Annotated in this window: 19 protein-coding genes; 6 read left to right on the forward strand and 13 right to left on the reverse strand. The window is 40.6% G+C overall.

The features are described 5' to 3' along the window. Positions 1-227 precede the first annotated feature (227 nt). Both EHW67_RS05150 and uvrC read right to left on the reverse strand, forming a co-directional pair. Positions 228-2,486 (reverse strand): patatin-like phospholipase family protein, encoded by a 2,259-nt coding sequence (locus EHW67_RS05150; RefSeq protein WP_126161290.1) that lies wholly within the window; start codon positions 2,484-2,486, stop codon positions 228-230. Positions 2,487-2,503: 17 nt separating this feature from the next. Beyond that, positions 2,504-4,291, reverse strand: a complete 1,788-nt coding sequence (uvrC, locus tag EHW67_RS05155; RefSeq protein WP_126161291.1) for an excinuclease ABC subunit UvrC — start codon at positions 4,289-4,291, stop codon at positions 2,504-2,506. Positions 4,292-4,865: 574 nt separating this feature from the next. Between uvrC and EHW67_RS05160 the strand changes: the two genes are divergently transcribed. After that, positions 4,866-5,426: a 5-formyltetrahydrofolate cyclo-ligase gene (locus EHW67_RS05160; protein WP_126161292.1), complete on the forward strand. Its 561-nt coding sequence runs from the start codon at positions 4,866-4,868 to the stop codon at positions 5,424-5,426. Here the strand turns inward: EHW67_RS05160 and EHW67_RS05165 are convergent. From EHW67_RS05165 to EHW67_RS05185, 5 genes are all read right to left on the reverse strand, one after another. Beyond that, positions 5,423-6,052 carry a lipoprotein signal peptidase gene (locus EHW67_RS05165; RefSeq protein ID WP_126161293.1) on the reverse strand — a complete coding sequence of 210 codons (630 nt, stop codon included), beginning with the start codon at positions 6,050-6,052 and terminating at the stop codon, positions 5,423-5,425. The two genes, EHW67_RS05160 and EHW67_RS05165, sit on opposite strands and share 4 nt — an antisense overlap. A 33-nt stretch (positions 6,053-6,085) precedes the next feature. Further along, a complete protein-coding gene (locus EHW67_RS05170) occupies positions 6,086-6,706 on the reverse strand; it encodes a DUF4097 family beta strand repeat-containing protein (protein WP_126161294.1) in 621 nt (206 codons plus the stop codon). A 36-nt stretch (positions 6,707-6,742) separates the two neighbouring features. Next, positions 6,743-7,126, reverse strand: a complete 384-nt coding sequence (locus tag EHW67_RS05175) for a TraR/DksA family transcriptional regulator (protein ID WP_031445713.1) — start codon at positions 7,124-7,126, stop codon at positions 6,743-6,745. A 4-nt stretch (positions 7,127-7,130) separates the two neighbouring features. Beyond that, complete coding sequence (gene ileS / locus EHW67_RS05180) at positions 7,131-10,532, reverse strand: isoleucine--tRNA ligase (protein WP_126161295.1); 3,402 nt, start codon at positions 10,530-10,532, stop codon at positions 7,131-7,133. 128 nt (positions 10,533-10,660) lie between these two features. Next, entirely contained in the window at positions 10,661-11,608 is a 948-nt protein-coding gene (locus tag EHW67_RS05185; RefSeq protein ID WP_126161296.1) for a DUF4382 domain-containing protein, read from the reverse strand. Between the two features lie 292 nt (positions 11,609-11,900). Between EHW67_RS05185 and EHW67_RS05190 the strand changes: the two genes are divergently transcribed. After that, positions 11,901-12,275, forward strand: coding sequence for a hypothetical protein (locus tag EHW67_RS05190; protein WP_126161297.1), 375 nt, complete (start codon positions 11,901-11,903; stop codon positions 12,273-12,275). Positions 12,276-12,333: 58 nt separating this feature from the next. Here EHW67_RS05190 and EHW67_RS05195 read toward each other — a convergent pair whose 3' ends face one another. The 4 genes from EHW67_RS05195 to EHW67_RS05210 all read right to left on the reverse strand — a co-directional run bounded on the left by EHW67_RS05195 (position 12,334) and on the right by EHW67_RS05210 (position 18,189). Then, positions 12,334-14,742, reverse strand: a complete 2,409-nt coding sequence (locus EHW67_RS05195; protein ID WP_126161298.1) for a TonB-dependent receptor plug domain-containing protein — start codon at positions 14,740-14,742, stop codon at positions 12,334-12,336. Position 14,743: 1 nt separating this feature from the next. Then, on the reverse strand, positions 14,744-15,463 hold the full coding sequence (recO, locus tag EHW67_RS05200; protein WP_126161299.1) for a DNA repair protein RecO: 720 nt from the start codon (positions 15,461-15,463) through the stop codon (positions 14,744-14,746). 123 nt (positions 15,464-15,586) lie between these two features. After that, positions 15,587-16,930 (reverse strand): NADP-specific glutamate dehydrogenase, encoded by a 1,344-nt coding sequence (gdhA, locus tag EHW67_RS05205; RefSeq protein WP_126161300.1) that lies wholly within the window; start codon positions 16,928-16,930, stop codon positions 15,587-15,589. Between the two features lie 101 nt (positions 16,931-17,031). Then, on the reverse strand, positions 17,032-18,189 hold the full coding sequence (locus tag EHW67_RS05210; RefSeq protein ID WP_126161301.1) for a cystathionine gamma-synthase: 1,158 nt from the start codon (positions 18,187-18,189) through the stop codon (positions 17,032-17,034). A gap of 133 nt (positions 18,190-18,322) precedes the next feature. Between EHW67_RS05210 and EHW67_RS05215 the strand changes: the two genes are divergently transcribed. Beyond that, positions 18,323-19,027: a DUF3298 and DUF4163 domain-containing protein gene (locus tag EHW67_RS05215; RefSeq protein ID WP_238389846.1), complete on the forward strand. Its 705-nt coding sequence runs from the start codon at positions 18,323-18,325 to the stop codon at positions 19,025-19,027. A gap of 2 nt (positions 19,028-19,029) precedes the next feature. Here EHW67_RS05215 and EHW67_RS05220 read toward each other — a convergent pair whose 3' ends face one another. Continuing rightward, the gene (locus EHW67_RS05220; RefSeq protein WP_126161303.1) at positions 19,030-19,491 is read right to left on the reverse strand and encodes a DinB family protein; all 462 of its coding nucleotides are present in this window, start codon (positions 19,489-19,491) and stop codon (positions 19,030-19,032) included. Positions 19,492-19,707: 216 nt separating this feature from the next. Here EHW67_RS05220 and EHW67_RS05225 point away from each other — a divergent pair, with 216 nt between their 5' ends. Continuing rightward, positions 19,708-20,061, forward strand: a complete 354-nt coding sequence (locus tag EHW67_RS05225; protein WP_126161304.1) for an arsenate reductase family protein — start codon at positions 19,708-19,710, stop codon at positions 20,059-20,061. Further along, positions 20,058-20,951 carry a DMT family transporter gene (locus EHW67_RS05230; RefSeq protein ID WP_126161305.1) on the forward strand — a complete coding sequence of 298 codons (894 nt, stop codon included), beginning with the start codon at positions 20,058-20,060 and terminating at the stop codon, positions 20,949-20,951. Before EHW67_RS05225 ends, EHW67_RS05230 begins: the two co-directional genes overlap by 4 nt. Here EHW67_RS05230 and EHW67_RS05235 read toward each other — a convergent pair. Next, positions 20,935-21,411 (reverse strand): acyl-CoA thioesterase, encoded by a 477-nt coding sequence (locus EHW67_RS05235; protein ID WP_126161306.1) that lies wholly within the window; start codon positions 21,409-21,411, stop codon positions 20,935-20,937. The two genes, EHW67_RS05230 and EHW67_RS05235, sit on opposite strands and share 17 nt — an antisense overlap. A 140-nt stretch (positions 21,412-21,551) precedes the next feature. Between EHW67_RS05235 and EHW67_RS05240 the strand changes: the two genes are divergently transcribed. Further along, positions 21,552-22,526 carry an NAD(P)H-dependent flavin oxidoreductase gene (locus EHW67_RS05240; RefSeq protein ID WP_126161307.1) on the forward strand — a complete coding sequence of 325 codons (975 nt, stop codon included), beginning with the start codon at positions 21,552-21,554 and terminating at the stop codon, positions 22,524-22,526. Positions 22,527-22,705: the final 179 nt, after the last annotated feature.

The following is a 22,705-nucleotide window of genomic DNA, read 5'->3' on the forward strand; positions in this document are numbered from 1 at the left end:
GAAATGTTAAGCCCCCAAGGAATGGCCGAAGTGCTGCCCTCCTTCCTTGTATCTGACCTGTAAGACAGCAAAATGTCCGGTAGATTACCACATTGCCCTAAGCTGGGAGGAAATATCAATTCTTGATCGTAGCATGCAATAAATCCTGTATATCAAATATCGGAATAAATTTTGGCTTGTAGTGTTAAGATCAACACTTTTAGCCGACAATAAAAATTATATGGCACTTAAAACCAATATCCTATACTAAAAAAGAAGTGGTTTTCCTTAATTTCCGGCGAATAGGAATAGAGCACCTGAATAGGTCCTATAAAAGATTCGAACCCGTAGCCCAATGCAAATCCTGAATACTCGGGGGCCACAAACCAATCTGCCGTTCTAAAAAGGTCATCGCCCACATTGGCGAAATTTGCTGCAAACAACAGATGGTTCTTGGGATAAAACTCAAAATCCAATCTGCCATATGCCTTTACGTAACTATTCCCCACCAAACTTAAAAAATCGTACCCATAGAAAGGTATAAAATTATTGACCAGATTGGTGCCGAATCCGCCCAACACAAAATCCAAAGAAGTTACAGGTGAGATTCCCCATTTAAAACCTCCTTCCGTCTCCAAATTCAAGTACAGATTTCTAGCTAACGGAAACGCCCCTCCCATCCTTGCCTTCCCTATAGAAAACTCCTTAAAGTTGTTGTTAAAATCGGACGACACCAGATATAGATGAAAATCACCATCGAAAAACAGGCCTTTTGTAGGAAAGAACACATCGTCATATGTATCAAAGGTCAATTGCCCATAGGCACTATAAAAATTGCTTTTTTCAAAATAGGTCCTTTTTTTGGGAATACTGGAGGCGTTGGAGACCGTATCTACCTGAGCTAGGGTCTTGGTACTGAATTTTAGCAATTTGTGCTCCAATCCAAGGGTAAAGGCAAATTCCTCCTGTAAAACCGTCTGCAAATACACCTGGTTGGTTAGGTCGGTAGCACTAAGAGTAATAGTGCTAATATTGGAGCTATTCCCTACATCAAAATTAGACCTTATCAGGTCAAAATTAATTTCTTTATTAAAATCGTCCAATCTGGAATTTATGCCAAAACTCCAATAAAAACCCTTATCCACATAGTACTCCAAATTATACCGCAGATTATCGCCAATTATAAAGTCCAGGGAAGCTACATCATCATCCATTAAAAAGTTCTTCTTGGTAAAATTCACCATGCCTGCACTTTTGTACAGATCATCAAAATGAACCCCCAGCCTAATGAAGGTCTTATTAGGATTCTCCTTTACGTTCAGAAGCAAACCTACCCCGTCCCCGTTGTGAAGAAGCTCATACTTAATGGCGCTAAAATTACCTGTAGCGGACAGATTGTTTATCCCCTCCTGCAGTTTTTCAAAAGTTATTTTATCCTCAACATTAAACCTCAACTTACCCCTAATATAGGCTCGGGAATAGTTGTAATTACCTTGGATCATCAATTCATTGATCATCAGTGTATCCCTTACCATTGCCGCCCTGATCACGGGCCTATTGTCTTGCGCTTCTGTAGATATTTTGGTCAGCTCTGTTAATTTGGACCTTGCCGCCACCTCTCCCCTATCTATTATTTGCGCTCCCAGGTCAAAATCGATCACAGAAAAAGATTTTATGTCCGGGGTGATATAGATATCGGTTTCCACCGATTTTTTTTCCATATCCTTAACAGTCCTATAATTGTTGATCTGCAGTAATATTTCTGTAGCACTGAGCAAAGCCTCCCTGTCCGATAGTCCATGCTGCACATCGACCCCAATTACGATATCGGCCCCCATTCTTTTCACCTCCTTAATGGGATAGTTATTTACCACGCCCCCATCTATTAAGATCCTACCATTTATTTCCACCGGTCTAAAAAGTGATGGGAAGGTACCACTGGCCAAGATGGCCTCTGGCAAGTAACCTTTATTCAGTAGCACCTCGTCCCCGGTTTCCACATCTGTTGCAATACAGGCAAAGGGAATCTGCAACTTATTAAAGTCGTTGATATCCTTTACATGGTACAACAACCTTACAAACTCATTATAGATACTTTGCCCACCGGATAGGGCCTGGGGAATGGAGATCTTGAAATTGTTAAAGGGCAGGGTCAATGCATATCTTTCAGAGTCTTCCTTCTCGTAAAATGTTTTGGCGCTCCTAGGCACATTGTCCTGAATTAAGTTCTCAAAATCCGTGTTTTTAAAAATAGAGTCCAATTGCGCAGCAGTATAGCCAGAAGCGTATAATGCCCCAACAATGGCCCCCATACTTGTACCGGTTATATAATCGATCTCAACCCCAGCCTCCTCTATTACCTTTAGGGCGCCTATATGGGCCAAACCCTTTGCTCCACCTCCGCTGAGCACCAACCCCACCTTGAGATCCTTTTTCTCTGTCAGCTGCTGGGCCCGGGACAAATGGCAGGTAAAAATCAGACAAAATATGACAACCGATCTAAGCATTGAGTTAAGTTAGGACTTTAATGGAAAGTTTCATAAATTTTCTTTGCTTTGGACATTCCAATGGTTTGGGCCAGACTGTCTATTGAGGCCTCTTTGATACGCTTAACCGACTTATACGTTTTCAGCAACTCTTCCACGGTTTTTTTTCCAATGCCCTCTATAGCTTCCAATTCCGAATTAATGGCGGCCTTGCTGCGTTTATTTCGATGAAAAGTAATCCCAAACCTATGGGCCTCGTTTCTCAATTGCTGTATAATCTTTAAGGTCTCGGACTTCTTGTCCAAATATAGGGGTATTGGGTCCTGTGGAAAATATATCTCCTCCAATCTTTTGGCTATCCCCACTATCGCAATTTTGCCCCTAAGCCCCAAGGCATCCAAACTTTTCAATGCCGAGGATAGCTGCCCCTTTCCCCCATCTATGACGATAAGCTGGGGCAAGGGCTCCTCTTCTTGCAAAAGTCGCTTATAACGCCTAAAAACCACCTCTTCCATAGAAGCAAAGTCATCTGGCCCCTCTACAGTCTTAATATTAAAATGCCTGTATTCCTTTTTGGAAGGCTTGGCATCCCTGAACACAACACAGGCTGCCACAGGATTGCTTCCTTGTATATTGGAATTATCAAAGCACTCTATATGCCTAGGCTCTCTGGAAAGTCGCAGATCTGCCTTCATTTGAGCCATTATTCTGTTGGTGTGCCTATCCGGATCAATTATCTTAATCTGCTTAAATCTATCCTGTCTGAAAAACTTGGCATTGCGCTCCGATAGATCCAATATTTTCTTCTTATCCCCCAGCTTGGGAACAACCACTTTAATATCCGGCTCCAAGGCCACTTCAAAAGGAAGATAAACCTCTTTGGACAATGAATTAAAGCGCTGCCTAATCTCTATTATGGCCAATTGCAGCAATTCTTCATCAGTTTCCTCCAATTTTTTCTTGATCTCCATGGTATGGGAACGAATAATGGAACCATGTGAAAGTTGCAGAAAATTAACGTAGGCAAAGGAATCATCCGAAATTATGGAAAACACATCCACATTATTGATTTTAGGGTTTACTATAGTGGTCTTTACCTGATAGTTTTCCAAAACCTCTATCTTATCCTTGATCAGCTGGGCCTCCTCAAATTTCATCTCTTGGGCCAGGGCCTTCATCTGACTTCTAAAATAATGAAGGGAGGATTTAAAGTTTCCTTTAACAATTTCCCTTATCTCTTGTATCTGCCGGTGATAATCCTGTTGGGTCTGGTAGCCCTCGCAAGGCCCCTTACAATTTTCTAAATGATATTCCAGACATACTTTAAATTTTCCTGCGGCAACCTTTTCTGGTGCCAAGTCATAAGTACAGGTACGCAAGGGATAAACACTTCTAATTAAGTCCAATAGTGTATGTACAGTTTTCATACTAGTATAGGGCCCAAAATATTCGGATCCATCCTTGATCAGCTTCCGGGTGGGAAATATTCTTGGAAACCTTTCATTCTTAATACATATCCACGGATAGGTCTTGTCGTCCTTTAGCAATACATTGTACCTGGGCCGGTATTTCTTAATCAGATTATTCTCCAATAACAGTGCGTCCGACTCGGTAGGCACTACTATATGTTTAATAGACCGTATTTTTTTAACCAAAACACGGGTCTTTCCGTGATCATGCTTCTTGGTAAAATAGGACGAGACCCTTTTTTTGAGATTTTTGGCCTTTCCTACATAAAGTATCTTTTCTTCCTGATCATAAAACTGATATACCCCGGGAGTGGTTGGAAGCGTACTCAACTGTACTTCAATGGGTATAGTGGACATGTACTACCGTGAATTTTCTGAATTAATTAGCAATGGAAAATTACTATGTTTTTATCAAAGGACACAAAAAATATCACTTTTTAACTTCCTGTTCAAGCACAGGAATTTGGGAGATTCAAAGTTAGCAGACAGAGCACTAACATTAAAATGAGCTAATAATTGGATGCAATAGTCGTGCTCTGAACCTATAAGACTCCACCAGACGAAAATACAATCGATAACATACCTATATCCTACAACGTACCACAACGCATAAAAATAGTAATACTCTGAATTTCACTACTTTACAGTTAACAATTTCCTAAAATAGGCCTCAAAAAAATACTATACCAAAAAAAATTGTTAAAAAAGTGGTATTTCATCGATAAAACGCTACCCTTTGTGGATGAAATACCATTTTTTTATTTATATTTAGAAAAATTAAAACATTTAACGCATGGACAACTATATAATAACCTTGGGAACATATTTAATTCTGATGCTTTTTTTCAAAATTTATGTTGCCGTGGCTTCTAAGGAGTAATTGTATCAACTAATTGTACAGTTCTTCAACTTCCCCGTATAACCAACTGCTATGTTGAAAAAAGATTTGCGCCTTACCTATACAAAGCGCCGTGAAGATCTTTCCCCGCAAACCGTTTCCGATTTAAGCCTAGAAATAGCAAACCTGCTACTTAAATTACCTATTTGGGACCATTCTTTTTACCACTTGTTCCTCCCTATTACCCAAAAAAAAGAAGTAGACACCAGTTATATACTTTCCATATTACAAGGCAAGGACAAAAATATTGTTCTGCCAAAAATGCTCAACGATCAAGACCTTATCAATTATTTACTTACCGATAGTACCGTAATAAAACTCAATCAATGGAAGGTACCAGAACCCTTGGACGGGATTGAAATTCCAACCGAGAAGATAGACGTGGTAATATTACCACTATTGGCATTTGATTTAAACGGAAATAGAATAGGATACGGAAAGGGCTATTATGACGTCCTATTAAGCAAGTGTAGACCCGATGTAATTAAGGTTGGTCTTTCCCTATTTGAAGCAGAAAAAAAAATATCAGATGTTTCTCCCCTAGACGTGCCCTTGGACTATTGTGTTAGCCCGAAACAAATTTATAAGTTCTAGTTGGTTTCGCTTGCCTTATCTCCAAACGCCTTTTTGTTAAATACTATAAGGATTCCTACTCCAGTACTTATTGCCATATCCGCAATATTAAAAACAGGCTCAAAAAAGCGAAATGTATTGCCCCCCACTACCGGCACCCATTCTGGCCAAATGGTATCTATCATTGGAAAATAAAGCATATCCACTACTTTTCCATGAAATATACTCCCATATGGATCGGAAGAAAAGGCTGTAGCCACTTGTGAGTAGCTATCATTAAAGATCATCCCGTAAAAAACCGAGTCCAGTATATTTCCCAAGGCCCCGGCAAATATTAGGGAAACCGATAGTATTAAGGTACGGGACGAGTTCTTTTTAATGGTGTCATATAACCAATAACCAATACCTATAATGGCAAACAACCTAAAAATGGTCAGTATCAATTTTCCAATCTCGTCCGAAATAGGAAGTATATCGCTCAATTTGGTTCCCCAAGCAGCCCCTTCGTTTTCTATAAATAATATTTTAAACCAGTTAAAAACATCTACGGACTCACCTAGAACAAAGTTTGTCTTAATGTAGATTTTACTTATTTGGTCAATGGCCAAAATTGCAATTATAATAATCAGGGATTTTTTTAAACTCATTTCTTACAAATAGATGCGGTAAAAATAAACATATTATTCGGTTTTTCTTATGCGGATATTTCCGGTAATGGTGTTAAGGGAAAATTGATTATCTCCATGTGGAATAAACTCCCTATCCACTTTCCCATATTTGCTGGAGGCCTGTATTTCCGCCCCCGAGGTCAAAAGGGCAATATTACCACTTTGGCTGCTAACGGTAATATTTTCGCCTACTCTTTCCAATGAACAAGTGCCGTCTGTTAAGGCAATTTTTAAATTGTCATAAACACCCGTAGCGCTAACATTACTGTTGGTTCCGCTAACGGAAACATCAAGGTATTGGGGGATAGAAATTTTTAGGGAGATGGAAACCACTTTATGCGCACTTAATTTATCGTTGGGATCCCTAAAATTAGGCTGAAAACCCGCCCCAATCCAAACGGTATTCCCTTCCCGAAGAACATTTAGCAATAAACTCTGCATATATTCCCCATCCATGTCAGATTCCACGTTTATACGTTTATCCGCTACGGTGCTCAATTCTACTTTAAAGCAATTTTCGGAATCGATCTGGACAAATGAGACCCCCTGGGCTTCCATGTTTTTATTTACCCTTTTTTGCGCACCCACAACAGATACACCCAATAAAAAGATAATAACTAGAAGTTGTCTCATTCCATAAAAAAACGCCTATTTAGGCGTTTTTATGTTTTAGGATTGCATATTCTTAGCCTCAATACTTAGGGTGGCATGAGGCACCAATTTAAGTCTTTCCTTACTGATAAGCTTTCCTGTAACACGACATATACCATAGGTCTTGTTTTCTATACGCAGCAAAGCATTCTTTAAGTCACGAATAAATTTCTCTTGTCTAATGGCCAATTGTGTATTGGCTTCTTTACTCATAGTTTCCGAGCCCTCCTCGAAAGCCTTGAACGTTGGCGAGGTATCATCCGTACCATTATTACCGTCATTCATATAGGAGCTTTTCAGTAGTTCAAGGTGACTTTTTGCTTTCTCAATTTTTTCTTCGATCAAGACTTTAAACTCGTTCAAGTCTTTGTCCGCGTACCTTACTTTTAATTCTTCGGCCATAATCTTAATGTTTTACAATAAACAATCTGGTATTAACTTCGTCGAAAGCTATTTCTATTCCGTTATCCAAGCTTTCCTCGAAATTAAGTTCGGCTGCCAAGGTCTCGGTTTTTATGTAAGCAACGTTACTTTCTACCGCCTCCTCAACTAAGCCATTTTTCAATAATTTAATATCTATCTTATCTGTCACTTCAAAACCGGATTCCTTTCTTAGGTTTTGAATTCTATTTACCAACTCCCTCGCAATACCCTCTTTTCTGAGGTCGTCATTTATGGAGATATCCAAAGCTACGGTTATAGGACCGGAACTGGCCACCAACCAACCTTCTATATCTTGAGAAGAGATCGCTACATCCTGTAACTGTAAAGTAATACTTTTATTATTAAAATGCAGCACAATTTCGCCTTCTTGTTCAATTTTTTGGATATCATCCTGATTTAATTGGGCTACAGCTCTGGCAATCAACTTCATATCCTTACCATACTTTGGTCCCAAAGTTTTGAAATTTGGCTTTATTTGTTTAACCAAAATACCGGAAGCATCGTCCAACAGTTCTATTTCCTTTACGTTCACCTCAGATTTGATAAGTTCAGCTACCGCTTCTATCTCTGAACGTTGCTTATTGTCCAGAACTGGTATCATAATCTTCTGCAAAGGCTGTCTTACTTTTATCTTTTCCTTTTGACGAATAGACAATACCAAAGAGGAAATGGTCTGCGCCTTGGCCATTTTGCTTTCCAATTCCTTATTTACCATGGCACTGTCATATTTGGGAAAATCGGCCAAATGCACGCTCTCAAAAGGCTCTTTCTTAGTGGTAGCGGCTAAATCCTTATACAGCCTATCCATATAAAACGGCGCTACCGGGGCAGAGAGTTTTGCTACCGTGCTTAAACAGGTATACAATGTTTGGTAAGCCGATATCTTATCCTGCTGATAATCCCCTTTCCAGAAGCGCCTCCTACTTAACCTAACATACCAATTACTCAAATTTTCCTGCACATAATCCGAAATGGCCCTAGTGGCCCTAGTGGGTTCGTAATCATCATAAGCCTCATCCACAACTTTGATCAGGGAATGAAGTTCGGAAAGGATCCACTGGTCTATTTCCGGTCTTTCATTGAGCGGTATGTTGGCCTCACTATAATTAAAGCCATCAATGTTGGTATACAGCGCAAAAAAGGAATAGGTATTATACAATGTACCAAAGAACTTACGCTTAACCTCGGCAATACCCTCAACATCAAACTTAAGGTTGTCCCAAGGATTGGCATTGGAGATCATATACCACCTAGTGGCATCGGCCCCATGTTCTTCCATGGTTTCAAATGGGTCTACCGCATTACCCAATCGCTTGGACATTTTCTTGCCTTCCTTATCTAACACAAGTCCATTGGACACCACGTTCTTATAGGCAACAGAGTCGAATACCATGGTAGCAATAGCATGTAAGGTATAGAACCATCCACGTGTCTGATCCACTCCTTCTGCAATAAAATCTGCAGGAAAAGTCTTCCCTTCATCTATGAGCTCCTTATTCTCAAAGGGGTAGTGCCACTGGGCATAAGGCATGGAACCACTATCAAACCATACATCAATTAGGTCGCTCTCCCGTCTCATGGGCTTTCCTGAAGCGGAGACCAATACTATTTGATCAACAATATTTTTATGAAGGTCAATTTTTTCATAATTATCCTCGCTCATATCCCCTACGATAAAATCAGAAAAAATATCGTTCTCCATCACCCCAGCAGCAACAGACTTTGTAATTTCTTCTTTTAGTTCCGCAACGGAGCCTATAATAATTTCCTCCTTACCATCTTCCGTTCGCCATATAGGCAGTGGTATTCCCCAATAGCGGGAACGCGAGAGATTCCAGTCATTGGCATTTGCCAACCAGTTACCAAATCTTCCTTCCCCTGTAGCCTTCGGCTTCCAATTTATGGTTTGGTTCAAACCGAACATCCTTTCCTTGATATCGGTAACTTTTATAAACCATGAATCCAAGGGGTAGTAAAGGATAGGTTTATCGGTACGCCAGCAGTTAGGATAACTGTGGACATACTTTTCTACCTTAAAGGCCCTATTCTCTTCTTTTAGTTTAATAGCTATTTCTACATCTACAGAGCGCTCAGGAGCTTTTCCCTCGTCATAGTATTCATTTTTAACATATTTCCCGCCCAATTCCTTCATTTCAGGACGAAATCTACCCTGTAAATCCACTAAAGGAACCGGGTTTTTATTTTCATCCAGTACCAACATTGGAGGCACCTCTGGCTGGGCCAACTTGGCTACCAAGGCATCATCCGCCCCAAAAGTAGGCGCCGTGTGTACAATTCCCGTACCGTCCTCAGTGGTTACAAAATCCCCACTAATGACCCTAAAAGCATTTTCAGGGTTTTGATATGGCAATGCATAATCCAACAATTGCTCATACCTAGCACCTACAAGATCTACACCCTTGGCAGCAGCAACTATTTGAAATGGAATTTTCTTGTCCTTGGATGAATATTTTTCAAAATCCTCAATACTTTCGGCTTCGTAATACTTACCGCTAAATTGTTTCCCCACCAATGATTTGGCTACAACCACATGCATGGGCTCAAAAGTATACTGGTTGTACGTTTTCACCAGTACGTAATCTATTTTTGGCCCTACGGTCAAAGCCGTATTGGAGGGCAAGGTCCATGGAGTGGTGGTCCATGCCAAAAAGAAAACATCGCCCAAAACCTCTTGAAAAGTTTGTGGAAGTGTCTCTTTAAGGGTTTTAAATTGTGCTACTATAGTAGTATCCGTAACATCCTGATAGGTCCCGGGCTGATTTAATTCATGGGAGCTTAGCCCCGTCCCGGCCTTAGGGGAATAAGGTTGTATGGTATACCCCTTATAAATAAGTCCCTTACTGTATATCTGCTTTAGCAACCACCAAACAGACTCCATATATTTGGACTTGTAGGTAATGTAAGGGTCATCCATATCTACCCAATACCCTACTTTTTCGGTCATGGCATTCCAGACATCCGTATACCTCATCACCGCCTTCTTACAGGCCGCATTGTAATCCTCCACCGATATCTTGGTGCCAATATCTTCCTTGGTAATCCCCAATTCCTTCTCTACCCCCAACTCTATGGGCAAGCCATGGGTATCCCAACCCGCTTTTCGCTTAACCTGATATCCCTTCATGGTCTTATAGCGGGGAAATATATCCTTAATGGTCCGGGCCATAACGTGGTGAATTCCCGGTAATCCATTGGCGGACGGCGGTCCTTCATAAAAAACAAAACTATTTTTGCCCTCCCTACTACTTACACTTTTTTCAAAAACATCATGCTCTTTCCAATAGCGCAATATCTCCTCAGCTACTTTTGGCAAATCTAAACCCTTGTATTCTGCAAACTTCATAATAACAGCTTCTAATGCTACATTTTAAGTTTGCAAAACTAGTGATTTTTAGCGTAAAAATGATTTAGATAAATACAAAAAGCCCCTTTGAAAAGGGGCTTTTATACTTTTTAATAAATAGATTCAGTTTATTTGGTCCCAGTTATGGTTACATTGGCACTAATTTGAAGGGTCGAGCCAACCTCTACAGCTCCAAGATTTAATCCCGTAGTAGACTCAACGTTCAACAATGCATTGAAGGAGAACCCATTATCCTCTGCCTCATTGTAGGAAGCAAAAATTAACTCATACTCTCCCTCTTCCAAGAAATCAAGGCTATAAGAGCCACTTAAACCTGTAACTTCAGCACTGGTTACCGCATTGGCAAAAGTAACGCCACTTTCTCCTTTTCCCTGTGTTTCAACATCCGCATCAAAACTTCCTTTCTCGTATGCATAGACAATTATCTTGTCCGATGTATCATTGGCATCGTTAACATTACCAGAAATTTTTCCTGTCAATTCTGCGTTTACCGTTCTAATTCCGGCAGATAATTCGCTCATCGTTACAAAGTCAAAATCGCTAGACGCACCTTCTTTCTCTTCTTTGATTGTTTTCCTTAGGTCAAAATCAATCACAATTACGTTGGTAGCATTTGCCAGAACCTCAAATTTGTCAGAGATGGTAATTTTGTTGGATGTGGCAACCAAAGCATCTTTTTCCCCATTGGCGCGCTCTACATAACATCCCGGAGCATTACCGTCTACATCTTGGTCAAAATCCAATTCAAAAACAATATTTGAATACGATTTTGCCTGTAGGTCCAAATTACCCAATGCCTCGGTCTTTCCATTGACCAAAGCTGCCAAATTTACTGTTGTTGCACTGAATCCTTCTAAAGACTTTCCGTCAACCGAAACATCGGCAATGGTAACAAATACCGCCTCTACATCAGCATTATCTATAGGCGCATCAGTAACTTCAAAGGAGGTATTGTAGGTTTCGGCCTCCATGGCAGAATCATCGTCTTTATTACATGACATCATCCCTACTAAAGCTATTAAAGCCAATCCTGAAATCTTTAAATAATTCTTCATAATAATTTAATTTTAGACATTTGCCTATATAACAATCAAGACCCTTCCTACCCTACCAAAAAAAACATCAAAAAAATTAAATTATATCATATAATACTGATTCACAGCATCATAAACGATTAATTTTCTTACATTTTTTTTAGGGACTGCACATCATTCTTCCAACCACATAAGTACCCATTGTTAAAATAAGCCCTTAGTTTCCCATTTATTACCCCTTAAAAAAATCCGTAAAGTCCTATACAACGTATTTTATTATAGCAGTCACTAAATAAACCTTAAAATTAAAAACATGAAAAAAGTAATCTTTAGCGCTATCTTATTATTAACCATAGGTATTTCGCTTACATCTTGCCGGGATGCAAAAGACAAGGCCGAAGACGCTATGGAAAAGACCAATAAAGCCATAAAAGAGGTAGAAGAGGATTTAAACAATGTTGGGGAAGAGGTTAAAAATGCCGCAGACGAGGCCCTTGAAGAGGCCAAAGAAATTGGGGACGATATGAAAAAAGCTGGCACCGAAGCATGGGGCAAAGCTGGAGCCACAATGGATAGCGTTAAGGACGCCGCCAAAAAGCTTGGCACAGATGTGGAGAAAGCTACCCAGACGGCGGTAGACCAGACCAGAGAAGCTGCCAAGAAGGTAGAAGAGGAAATTGAAGAATAAAAATCCTTAAGCACATAAATTATTAAGGGCCGGGATACAATACCTGGCCCTTATCTTTTTAAAACAAATAGCCTACTCCCAAAATTAGATTAATACCGGGGGCCACAATACCCGAAGAATAAGAACGGTATCTTTGATCTGTAATATTCTCCAAATTAAGGGATAGCTTTAAGGTATTGCTGAGCTGATATTGGGAACGAAAGTTCAACGTATACCAGGATGGCGAGTAGGGATTACCCTCTGCGTTCAATGCATAGATATAGTCTTTTGTTATTTCGGACATCGACATATCATCATAGTCAATCTCTCCGTTAAAATTCAAAAACAGGTCGGTTTTTAGTTTCTGATTTTTCCAAATAAGATGAAAATCCCCAAAGGTAGGTGCTACGTGCCTTCCCGGACTATTGGTACCATCATCCTCTTCCTCTATACCTTCTGTAAGGGTAAGGTTGGCATTGACCGATACGCTTTCCGTAAGAAAGGCATCCAAGCCAAATTCAAAACCATAGACATAGGCTTTGGCCGCATTTTGAATGGCCTGTACATTGCTCAGCTCCCCATTGTATTCCATTTCAGAACTTCCATTGAACTGAAAATCACGGCGCACCAAGGCATCTACCAAATAAGTATAAAAAGCAGCGCCCTTTAGCATGAGCTTATCATTAAAATTTTTCTGGACGCCGATCTCCAGATTATAGGCGTACTCCGGTTCCAACTCTGGATTGGGCACTACTACGGAGCCCGGTTCCGAATCAAATATTTTCCCTACATCATCTATATTGGGGGCCCTAAATCCTGTAGAGCCATTAAAGGTCAGCTGCAGATCCACCTTGGGAAACCAACTAAACCCTATACTCCCAGTTAATGCCCCAGTACTTAAATCTGCATTCTTAAAGGGAAAAGAATAGTAGGTCTGATCAAAAACAGCATCTATCCACACGTGACTATAACGCAAACCTGACAAAAAGGTAAAGTTGGGCTTTGCCTTTAGCTCACTGTTTATATAGCCTGCCAGTGTTTGCCAAGTAGCATCGTCGGGATAACGGGAAGCCGAACCTAACTGCTCCGTAGTCTCTATATTTAATTCTGTTCCCTTAGAACCAATTTTATTAAAAACGTATTCGCCCCCATAATACAACCGCAGGTTGCCTATACGTTTGTTTTCAAAATCAACATTGGCAGAAATAGCATCTACCTTCTCTTTGGTCATATATTTTATGGGATCTTGAAAACTCCTATCGTTTCTACTTTCTTCAAATTTTTGATAGGCCGTGGTAATTTTTAAGCCGTCATAAAACTTACTTTTTCCATTTTTATAAAATTGAAGATTGGCCATAAACCATTTTTGCGGCCCATAATACCATTCGGCAGACCGCAGGCCCGTACCGTCCTTGGAAGGCCTTATCAATCTATCATATCTGGCGTAATCCGAGGTCTCCGAATAATAGGTACTTAAATTGGCATTCCAATTATTATTGGGCTTAAACGCCACTTTCTGCATTAGATTTATTTGGTTGTATCCTGTTGGAGTTTGCTCTTTGGGCGACGGGTTCTGCACCAGTCTATCCTCCCCTTCCACTATGGTTACAAAATGGTCTCTTAAATAAGATGTGGGACCATGGGAGCCCATTTTTAGATCGTCAAAATCGTTATAGGTTATATTAGTTAAAAATGCCCAATTTTTCTTGCCCAGATTAAAATCTACATGAACTGTATTCTCCATATTGGCTGTGGAAAACCTATAATTTCCCTTACCAAAGAAGTTTATACTGTCTGTTTTTGAGAATTGTGCGTCCTTGGTATAAAAGTTCATTACCCCACCTATAGCGTCCGAACCATAGATTACAGAGCCCGGACCAAAGATTATTTCGGTACTCCTTATAGCATAGGGATCAATAGAAATAACATTCTGAATATTCCCCCCCCTAAAAATGGCATTGTTCATTCGCACACCATCTACCGTAAGCAACAGTCTATTGGTAGCAAAGCCCCTTATCATGGGACTACCTCCCCCTAACTGACTTTTCTGCACAAATACTTTTCCACTATTCTGCAGCAAGTCCGCAGAAGTCTGAGGGGCGGTAAAATCTACCGTTTTGGCATTGATCACAGCAATTTTCTGAGGAATATCTTTTCTTTGTTGCTCCCATTTAGAGATGGACATCACCACCTCATCTAGCTGCTCTGCCGTTAATTCCAGATACAATCTACCCTTCTTTAGCAGTGCCCCTTTGGTTGCCCTAACCGTTTGATACCCTATATGCATAAGGGCTATTCGCTCTCCTTGGCCAAATTTGGACAGATCACATTTACCGTCCAAGTCGGATAGTGAGGTTTTGGACTTATCGGTATTGTACGCAATAACATTTGGAATGGGCCGGTGGTTATCCCCGTCCAAAACAACAATCACCTGCCCCATACCTACCTGAAATACCAGGAAAATGATTATGAAAGTAATTTTCTGCATATTAGCTAAACACTTCATTTAACACGGCCAAGGACCTTGGTTTTCTAAAACCCTGCAAATGTAATTCAAAATACAGAACAAGGGTTTTTAGGAGGTCCTGACGGTTCTTTTTATTGAACTTAATCGTTGGTAAGGCATCAAAATTTATGCCTAAAAGCGATTTAAACAATTTTAAATCATCCCCTGTAAGACCAGGGTTTAATGAAGGAATCTCCAAGAACTCGCCTTCCAAAAGATCAAAGTAGGGTAAATGGGAATAGGTGGTATCTGGATAGAACCCCAAATACTTGGTCAAAGAAATCAGAAAGAAAAGGTGGAAATTGGCAAATTTCCCATGGGTATCCAACCATTGTAGGGAAGCCTCCAGAAAATTGAACAGTCCCTCATTGGGCTCTTCCTCGTGGATACTATTGGCCAACATTTCGGCCAAAAAAAACGCTATGGCATTTTTGGCAATATCAGTATGCAGGGTCTGGTAGTGATAACAGACCTTAACATCTGTAATAGATTCCAAGGTACCTTTATTCTTATGGGAGGCAACCATTTCCAATTGGGAAAGCGGCTGAAAATAGGCCGGTTTCAACTTCCTCTTTTTTGAGGAAAGCACCCCCTTCAACATATAGGTCTTTATTCCATCAGTCAATGTATAAATTTTGACGATTAAACTGGTGTCCCCATATTTTAGCGAGGTAAGAACAATGGCCCTTGTAGTTAGCTGCATAGGAATTTATATCTAGGTACAAAGATAACACAAAGAGACCCGTAGGTTTCACAGAAACGTACGGGTCCCACAAATTATAAAAAAGAACTTTGGCAATCTTCTTGTCCGAAGATTTATAGAGACTTAAATAACCCCTTGTGCCAGCATGGCGTCCGCAACTTTTACAAACCCGGCAATATTTGCCCCCTTCACATAATTGCAGTACCCATCTTCTTCTTGCCCGTATTCTACACAAGCGTCGTGTATATCCTTCATTATTTTTTGCAGTCGCTCATCCACCTCCTCACGTGTCCAACTTATACGCAGCGAGTTCTGTGACATTTCCAAGCCTGAGGTAGCTACACCGCCCGCATTGGAAGCCTTACCGGGCGCGAACAAAATTTTTGCATCGTGAAAGGCGTGTATCGCCTCTGGGGTAGAGGGCATGTTGGCCCCTTCCGCCACACATATACATCCATTTTCCAACAAGGTTTTGGCATCGTTGCCATCCAATTCATTTTGGGTGGCACATGGCAGGGCCATTTCACATTTAACGTCCCAGGGTGTTTTCCCCTCATGAAATACTGCGGAGCTATATGTTTTGACATATTCCGAAATTCTGCCACGTTTATTGTTCTTCAAATCCATCACAAATTCCAATTTCTCTTCAGTGATACCCTCCTTGTCATAAATATACCCCCCGGAATCGGAAAGGGTAACTACCTTTCCACCTAGCCTAATTACCTTTTCTGCAGCATACTGGGCCACGTTTCCAGATCCGGAGATCACCACTGTCTTACCCTTAATCTGGTCATTTTTGGATTGCAACATACTCTGTGCAAAATACACAGTCCCGTATCCTGTTGCCTCTGGCCTAATTTTAGATCCTCCCCAAGAAAGCCCCTTACCTGTTAAAACACCGGTAAATTCATTTCTAATCTTTTTGTACATCCCGAACAAAAATCCAATTTCCCGGGCACCAACCCCAATATCCCCGGCAGGTACATCGGTGTTAGGCCCTATGTGCCTACACAATTCCGTCATAAAAGCATGACAAAAACGCATAATCTCATCATTGGATTTCCCTTTTGGATCAAAGTCAGAACCCCCTTTACCACCTCCCATGGGCAATGTGGTTAGGCTATTTTTAAAAACTTGTTCGAAGGCCAAAAATTTTAGGACGCTGGCGTTTACAGTAGGGTGAAACCTTAATCCTCCTTTATATGGACCTATGGCGGAATTCATCTGAACCCTATACCCTCTATTTACATGGATTTCTCCTTGGTCATCTACCCATGACACCCTAAAGGAAATCAACCTTTCTGGCTCTACCATCCTTAACAAAATGTTCTTACCACTGTAAATTTCATTATTGAGGATATACGGAATCACAGTTTCTGCCACTTCTTGAACAGCTTGGATGAATTCCGGTTCATGGCTATTACGACCCTTCACCTCCTCCATAAATGCATTTATTTTATCTTCCATAATAACTTGCTAATTGCTGATTATTGATAAATTTTGAGTTTAACGGCAAAATTATAGCTTTTATATAATTTAAACCCTCTTTTTTTTAAAATTTGATAAAATTAGTGTTCTATAGCCCTCCTAAGGTCTGCTATTAAATCATCACTATCCTCTATCCCTACACTAAGCCGAATCATTGCATCTACCACCCCACTTTTTTCGCGCTCTTCCTTGGGAATTCCAGAATGGCTCATACTTGCGGGATGCCCTGCCAGGCTCTCCACGCCTCCTAAGGACTCTGCCAAGGTAAATAGCTGTAGTCTTTCTACTATTTTTATGGCATCCTGGTAGTCTCCCCCTTTTGGCACAAAGGATATCATGGCCCCAAAATCTTTCATTTGTTCTTTGGCCACCTCATGGTTGGGGTGGTCCGGGAAACCTGGCCAATACACTTTGTCAATTTTAGGATGATCTGCCAGAAACTGGGCCACAGCCCGTCCGTTCTCACAGTGACGCTGCATTCTTACATGCAAGGTCTTTATACCCCTAAGCACCAAAAAACTGTCCATAGGGCCACATATGGCACCACTTGCATTTTGTATAAAATATAATTGGTCTGCAAGGTCTTTATCCTTAACCACCAATGCTCCCAAAACAACATCACTATGTCCTCCCAAGTATTTTGTGGCAGAGTGCATTACTATGTCGGCCCCCAGGTCCAAAGGTAACTGCAAATATGGGGTTGCAAAGGTATTGTCTACGGCAAAAAGGATATGGTGCTTTTTTGCCAATTGGGAGACCCTCTTAATATCAACAATATTCATCATGGGATTGGTGGGCGTTTCTACCCATATAAGCTTTGTGTTAGAGTTGACCTTGGCTTTTATTTCCTCCAAATCCTGCATCCCAACAAAATGAAAAACAACACCGTATTTTTCGTATATCTTCCTAAAGATTCTGTAGCTACCCCCGTAGATATCACTGGTAGCGATTACCTCGTCTCCAGGATTCATCAGTTTCATTACAGCATCTATGGCCGCTATTCCGCTTCCAAAAGCCATACCAAAAGTTCCATTTTCAATACTGGCCAACGAATCCTCCAAAGCCGTCCTAGTTGGGTTGGCACTTCTGGAATACATATAACCCATATGACCTCCTGGGGTAGTTTGGGCATAGGTGGAGGTTTGGTAAATAGGTGGCATTACCGCCCCATAAGCCTTGTCCGGAGCTTGCCCACCATGAATTGCTTTGCTATTGAATTTTAATTGTCTTTTGTCCATGTAAAAATATCTATACACAAATGTACCTTTATCTTTTGGGGATTACAATGATATTGTAGCTTTACAGCTTACTAATACCTATGCGTTTATGAAGTCTACATTGGCCTGTTGTATATTATTAACTCTTCTAATTTTGAATTGCAAAAGCAATGGGGATATGCTTACTTTTGAGCCCACGGAATATGTTGCAGAAAGCTGTGGAAATTGTCCCAAAACAGTTATTAATATTCCCAAGGTACTGGACAAAAAGTCCATTGGCAGCACCATAAACAATGCCATTAGGGAAGAGGTCATTTCCCTGCTCATCTATGACGACGAAACTGAGGCTGCCACTATAGAAGAGGCGATGGACTCCTTTAAAAACGGGTATTTAGAACTTAAAAAATTATATCCGGATGAACCTGTAGGCTGGGAAGCCAATATTGAAGCAAGCGTTACCTATGAGGATAAAAATATAATATCAATTCAGATAAACTCCTATTCCTTTACAGGAGGTGCCCATGGGTTTTCATCTACCCGATTCCTGAATTTTGACAAGAAAAAAAATAAGGAACTAGAGACCATGGAGTTGTTCAAAGACCCTTTGGGTTTTGAAAATTTTGTAGAAGATAAATTTAGGAAACAGGAAAACATACCGGCAACATCATCTATAAATGCTACCGGATTTATGTTTGAGAACGATCAGTTTTACCTCCCTCTTAACATTGGTTTTACAGCGGAGGGGCTGAAGCTTTTCTATGAACAATACGAGGTAACCTCCTATGCTGAAGGACCCATTACCTTAACGCTCCCCTTTGCGGAAATAAGGCACTTTCTAAATGTTAAATTGGAGATTTAATACTACTTGTCCAAGACCTTTAGTAGCGAAATAATGGTGCCAAGATGCAAGCCCTGATGGTACACATTGAACATAATGGCATCCTCTACAGATTTTAAGGTAACATTGGCACTGGTTGTATACTCATTATACCCATTAAAAATACCTTTTCCATAATCTTCCCGCATCCAGTCTACTGTAGACAACAACAGCTCTGCCACTTCTTGAAGTTCTTCTTCTGTTGGGGCTCCGCCAGGCTGCGTTCCCTTTTTATACTTATCTACAAGGGTCCCATCCAAGCGCATGGGCTGCCCGCCAAGTTTGTAAACCAAGAGTTGCTCGGTTACAAGCACATGGGCTATATTCCACCAAATATTGTTTCGGAAGCCATCAGGCACTGCCAGAAGTTGTTCCTTTGGGGTATCCTTTAGTATCTGGTAGAGTTTTTTTCTATTCTGAAGGGTAATTTCAAATGCGTGTTCCAAGGTCTATGAATTTTCTATTATTAATTATTTACAAACGGCCTTAAAAATAGTACAATTCAATTGAAATGGGTTTCTTTGCATGGCAAATATTATCTTGGGAATAGATTTACAAAAAAAAAAATCGATACGATTAAAATAACCCTCACCTTAAAAAGGCAACCGTTATCTTAATCCCCAAATGTTAGATGACACCTGTTAAAGCAACAAAAAACAGCTATGAAAAAGATATTTTATCTCAGTACTTGTGACACCTGCAAAAGAATTTTAAAGGAATTGGCCCCGTCCAGTGATTTTATACTTCAAGACATTAAACAAGAGGCCATCACCCCTGAGGATCTAAAAATTATGGCAGATTTGTCCGGTAGTTATGAAAGCTTATTTAGCAAGCGTGCACGGCTCTATAAAGAACGTAATCTAAAAGAGCAAAACCTAAGTGAGGCCGATTACAAACAATTGATCCTGGAACACTATACATTCTTAAAAAGGCCGGTAATCCTTATGGACAACCAAATTTTTGTAGGAAATAGCAAGGCGGTAGTTGCCAAGGCCAAAGCCAGCATTAACCCGTGAGCAAACGAACCCTAGCTATCTTGGCCGCCTTGGGGGCCACCACTATCTATGGCATTAACCATACCATTGCCAAAGGCGTTATGCCCAACTATGTAAGGCCATTTGGATTTATATTCCTAAGACTCTTTGGCGCCACCCTACTATTTTGGGCCATTTCATTTTTTGGTCCCAAGGAAAAATTGGAAAAACGGGATTGGAGCCGGATTTTTGTTTGCGCCATATTTGGAATGGGCATAAACATGCTTTCCTTTTTTAAAGGGCTGGAACTTTCAACTCCCATCAATAGCGCCGTGCTAATTACCATTACCCCAATCCTGGTAGTTATATTATCCGCATTATTTATAAAGGAAAAAGTCTCCCTACAGCGAGGAATTGGCGTTTTTCTAGGCTTGATAGGTGCCTTGGGATTGGTACTTTTTGGAGCAGAAGTACGGCAAGATGCAACTAATATCCCCTTTGGCAATCTACTCTTTATTGTCAATGCCACGTCCTATGGCCTATATCTTATCCTAGTGAAAAAACTACTGGAAAAATACCATCCTTTTACCCTTATGAAATGGCTGTTCGGTATTGGACTTATACTGACCTTACCGGTTACCTATTCGGATTTTATGAAAATAGAATGGCAACAAATGCCTATGGAGGCGTTAGGGGCCGTTGCCTTTGTGGTGATAGGAACAACCTTTTTAACCTATTTGTTCAACGTTTTCGCTCTAACCCAATTAAAGGCCTCAACAGTGGGTGTTTTTATGTACTTACAACCCTTGATAGGTATCGTATTTGCTATATTATCCGGTAAGGACCACCTGAATTTCATAAAATTCACAGCAATAGTATTGGTGTTGATGGGCGTATATCTAGTAAGCAAAAAAGCTAGACCAAATCCATAGGACGTACCTCAAACTTACGCGTGTCCGCTTTGGTTAGGACCTTAAACCCCTGAGGTCGAGGAATACTATTAAAGGCCTCCAACAACTCTCCACCTAAAGAGGTTAAGCTTCTTGTACGAAGATTGATCCAAGCCCCCATTACTTGACAGTGTGCAAAGTTGCGACCATTATGATCGTAAAAATTGTGATGAAATTCAAAGAACGTACCATCCTCACTTAACCCCATTAATTCCAAAGAAACCTGTATGGGTTTCCCCAGAAATGCCTCCTTAAAATAATACACATGTTCATGGAACACTACGGGGCCTATATTATGATCGGCCATTGTATTTTGATTAAACCCAAGTTCCAATAAAAATGACATACGGGTATGGCTCATAAAATTTATATACGCCGAATTGGCCATATGCCGATTGGCATCAACATCGCTCCAACGAATCTCGAAATCTTTTAAAAACATGCTTTATTATTTAGTATATTTGAAAATATTATGCGTGCATAGCAAATTCCAAATATACTATAGTTATATGGAATAGATAACTAATTAGATTACATTGTTCGCTATCACCAGTTATTTTTAATTCAGTAAACCCAAATGCCATGAGCCTAAAGCCATCATTTTTCAAAGAGTTATCACTGCCCGCCATAGCTGCGCCCATGTTTCTAATATCCGGCCCGGAATTGGTCATTGAATGCTGTAAAAATGGGATTGTTGGAACATTCCCGGCCTTGAACCAACGCACTACGGAGGGTTTTGAGGAGTGGCTGGTAACGATTAAGACCGCCTTGGAGAAATTTGAAAAGGAAACGGGAAAAAAGGCTGCCCCATTTGGGGTAAATCTCGTAGTACACCCTACCAACCCCAGATTGGAAGAAGATGTTAGGGTGTGTATAAAACATAAGGTCCCTTTGGTAATTACTTCTCTTGGCGCTGTTGCAAAAGTAGTTGATGCCATTCATAGCTATGGGGGATTGGTATTCCATGACATCATAAAAAAAAGACATGCTGAGAAAGCGGCCGAGGCCGGGGTAGATGGTTTAATTCTTGTGTCCGCAGGGGCCGGTGGCCATGCCGGGACCTTAAACCCTATGTCATTGATAGCAGAGGTAAAGAAATTCTATCATAAAACCATAATACTTTCCGGTTGTATCAGTACAGGCCAAGATATTGCGGCTGCCCTTCAAATGGGGGCAGACATAGCCTATATGGGCACACGGTTTATCAATACCAAGGAAAGCCAGGCACCGGAAGAGTACAGAAAAATGATTATCGACTCAGGAGCGAGTGACGTGGTGTATACCGCCGCCATATCCGGGGTACACGCCAATTTTCTGGGCGCCAGTTTAAAAGCGGCCGGAATCAGCGAGGAAGATCTAAAAAAGGATACCAAAATAGATTTTGGCAAGGAGCTTGATACCGAGGCCAAGGCATGGAAGACCATTTGGTCTGCCGGACAAGGGGTAGCTACCATTGAAAATGTACCAGCTGTTTCGGAATTGGTGGCCGATTTAAAATCTGAATTCACCGCTGCTGTAGAAAAACAAATAAAAGTATTGGATACTTACCCCAAATAAGTCTGACTTTAAGCTGTTTTCCTAAATTTGAAATTAAGCTAGTCCTTATATTGCATAACCTTCCTTCATCTGACCTGAGAATTAAACCTTAATGGATTCTAGGGCCAATCCTTTAATATACCAAACCATAAAAGATCCTTCTCACTGATAGTCTGGCATTTAGATAAAACTACCCATCA

The organism is Arenibacter aquaticus (assembly GCF_003957295.1).
Taxonomy (GTDB): Bacteria; Bacteroidota; Bacteroidia; order Flavobacteriales; family Flavobacteriaceae; genus Arenibacter; species Arenibacter aquaticus.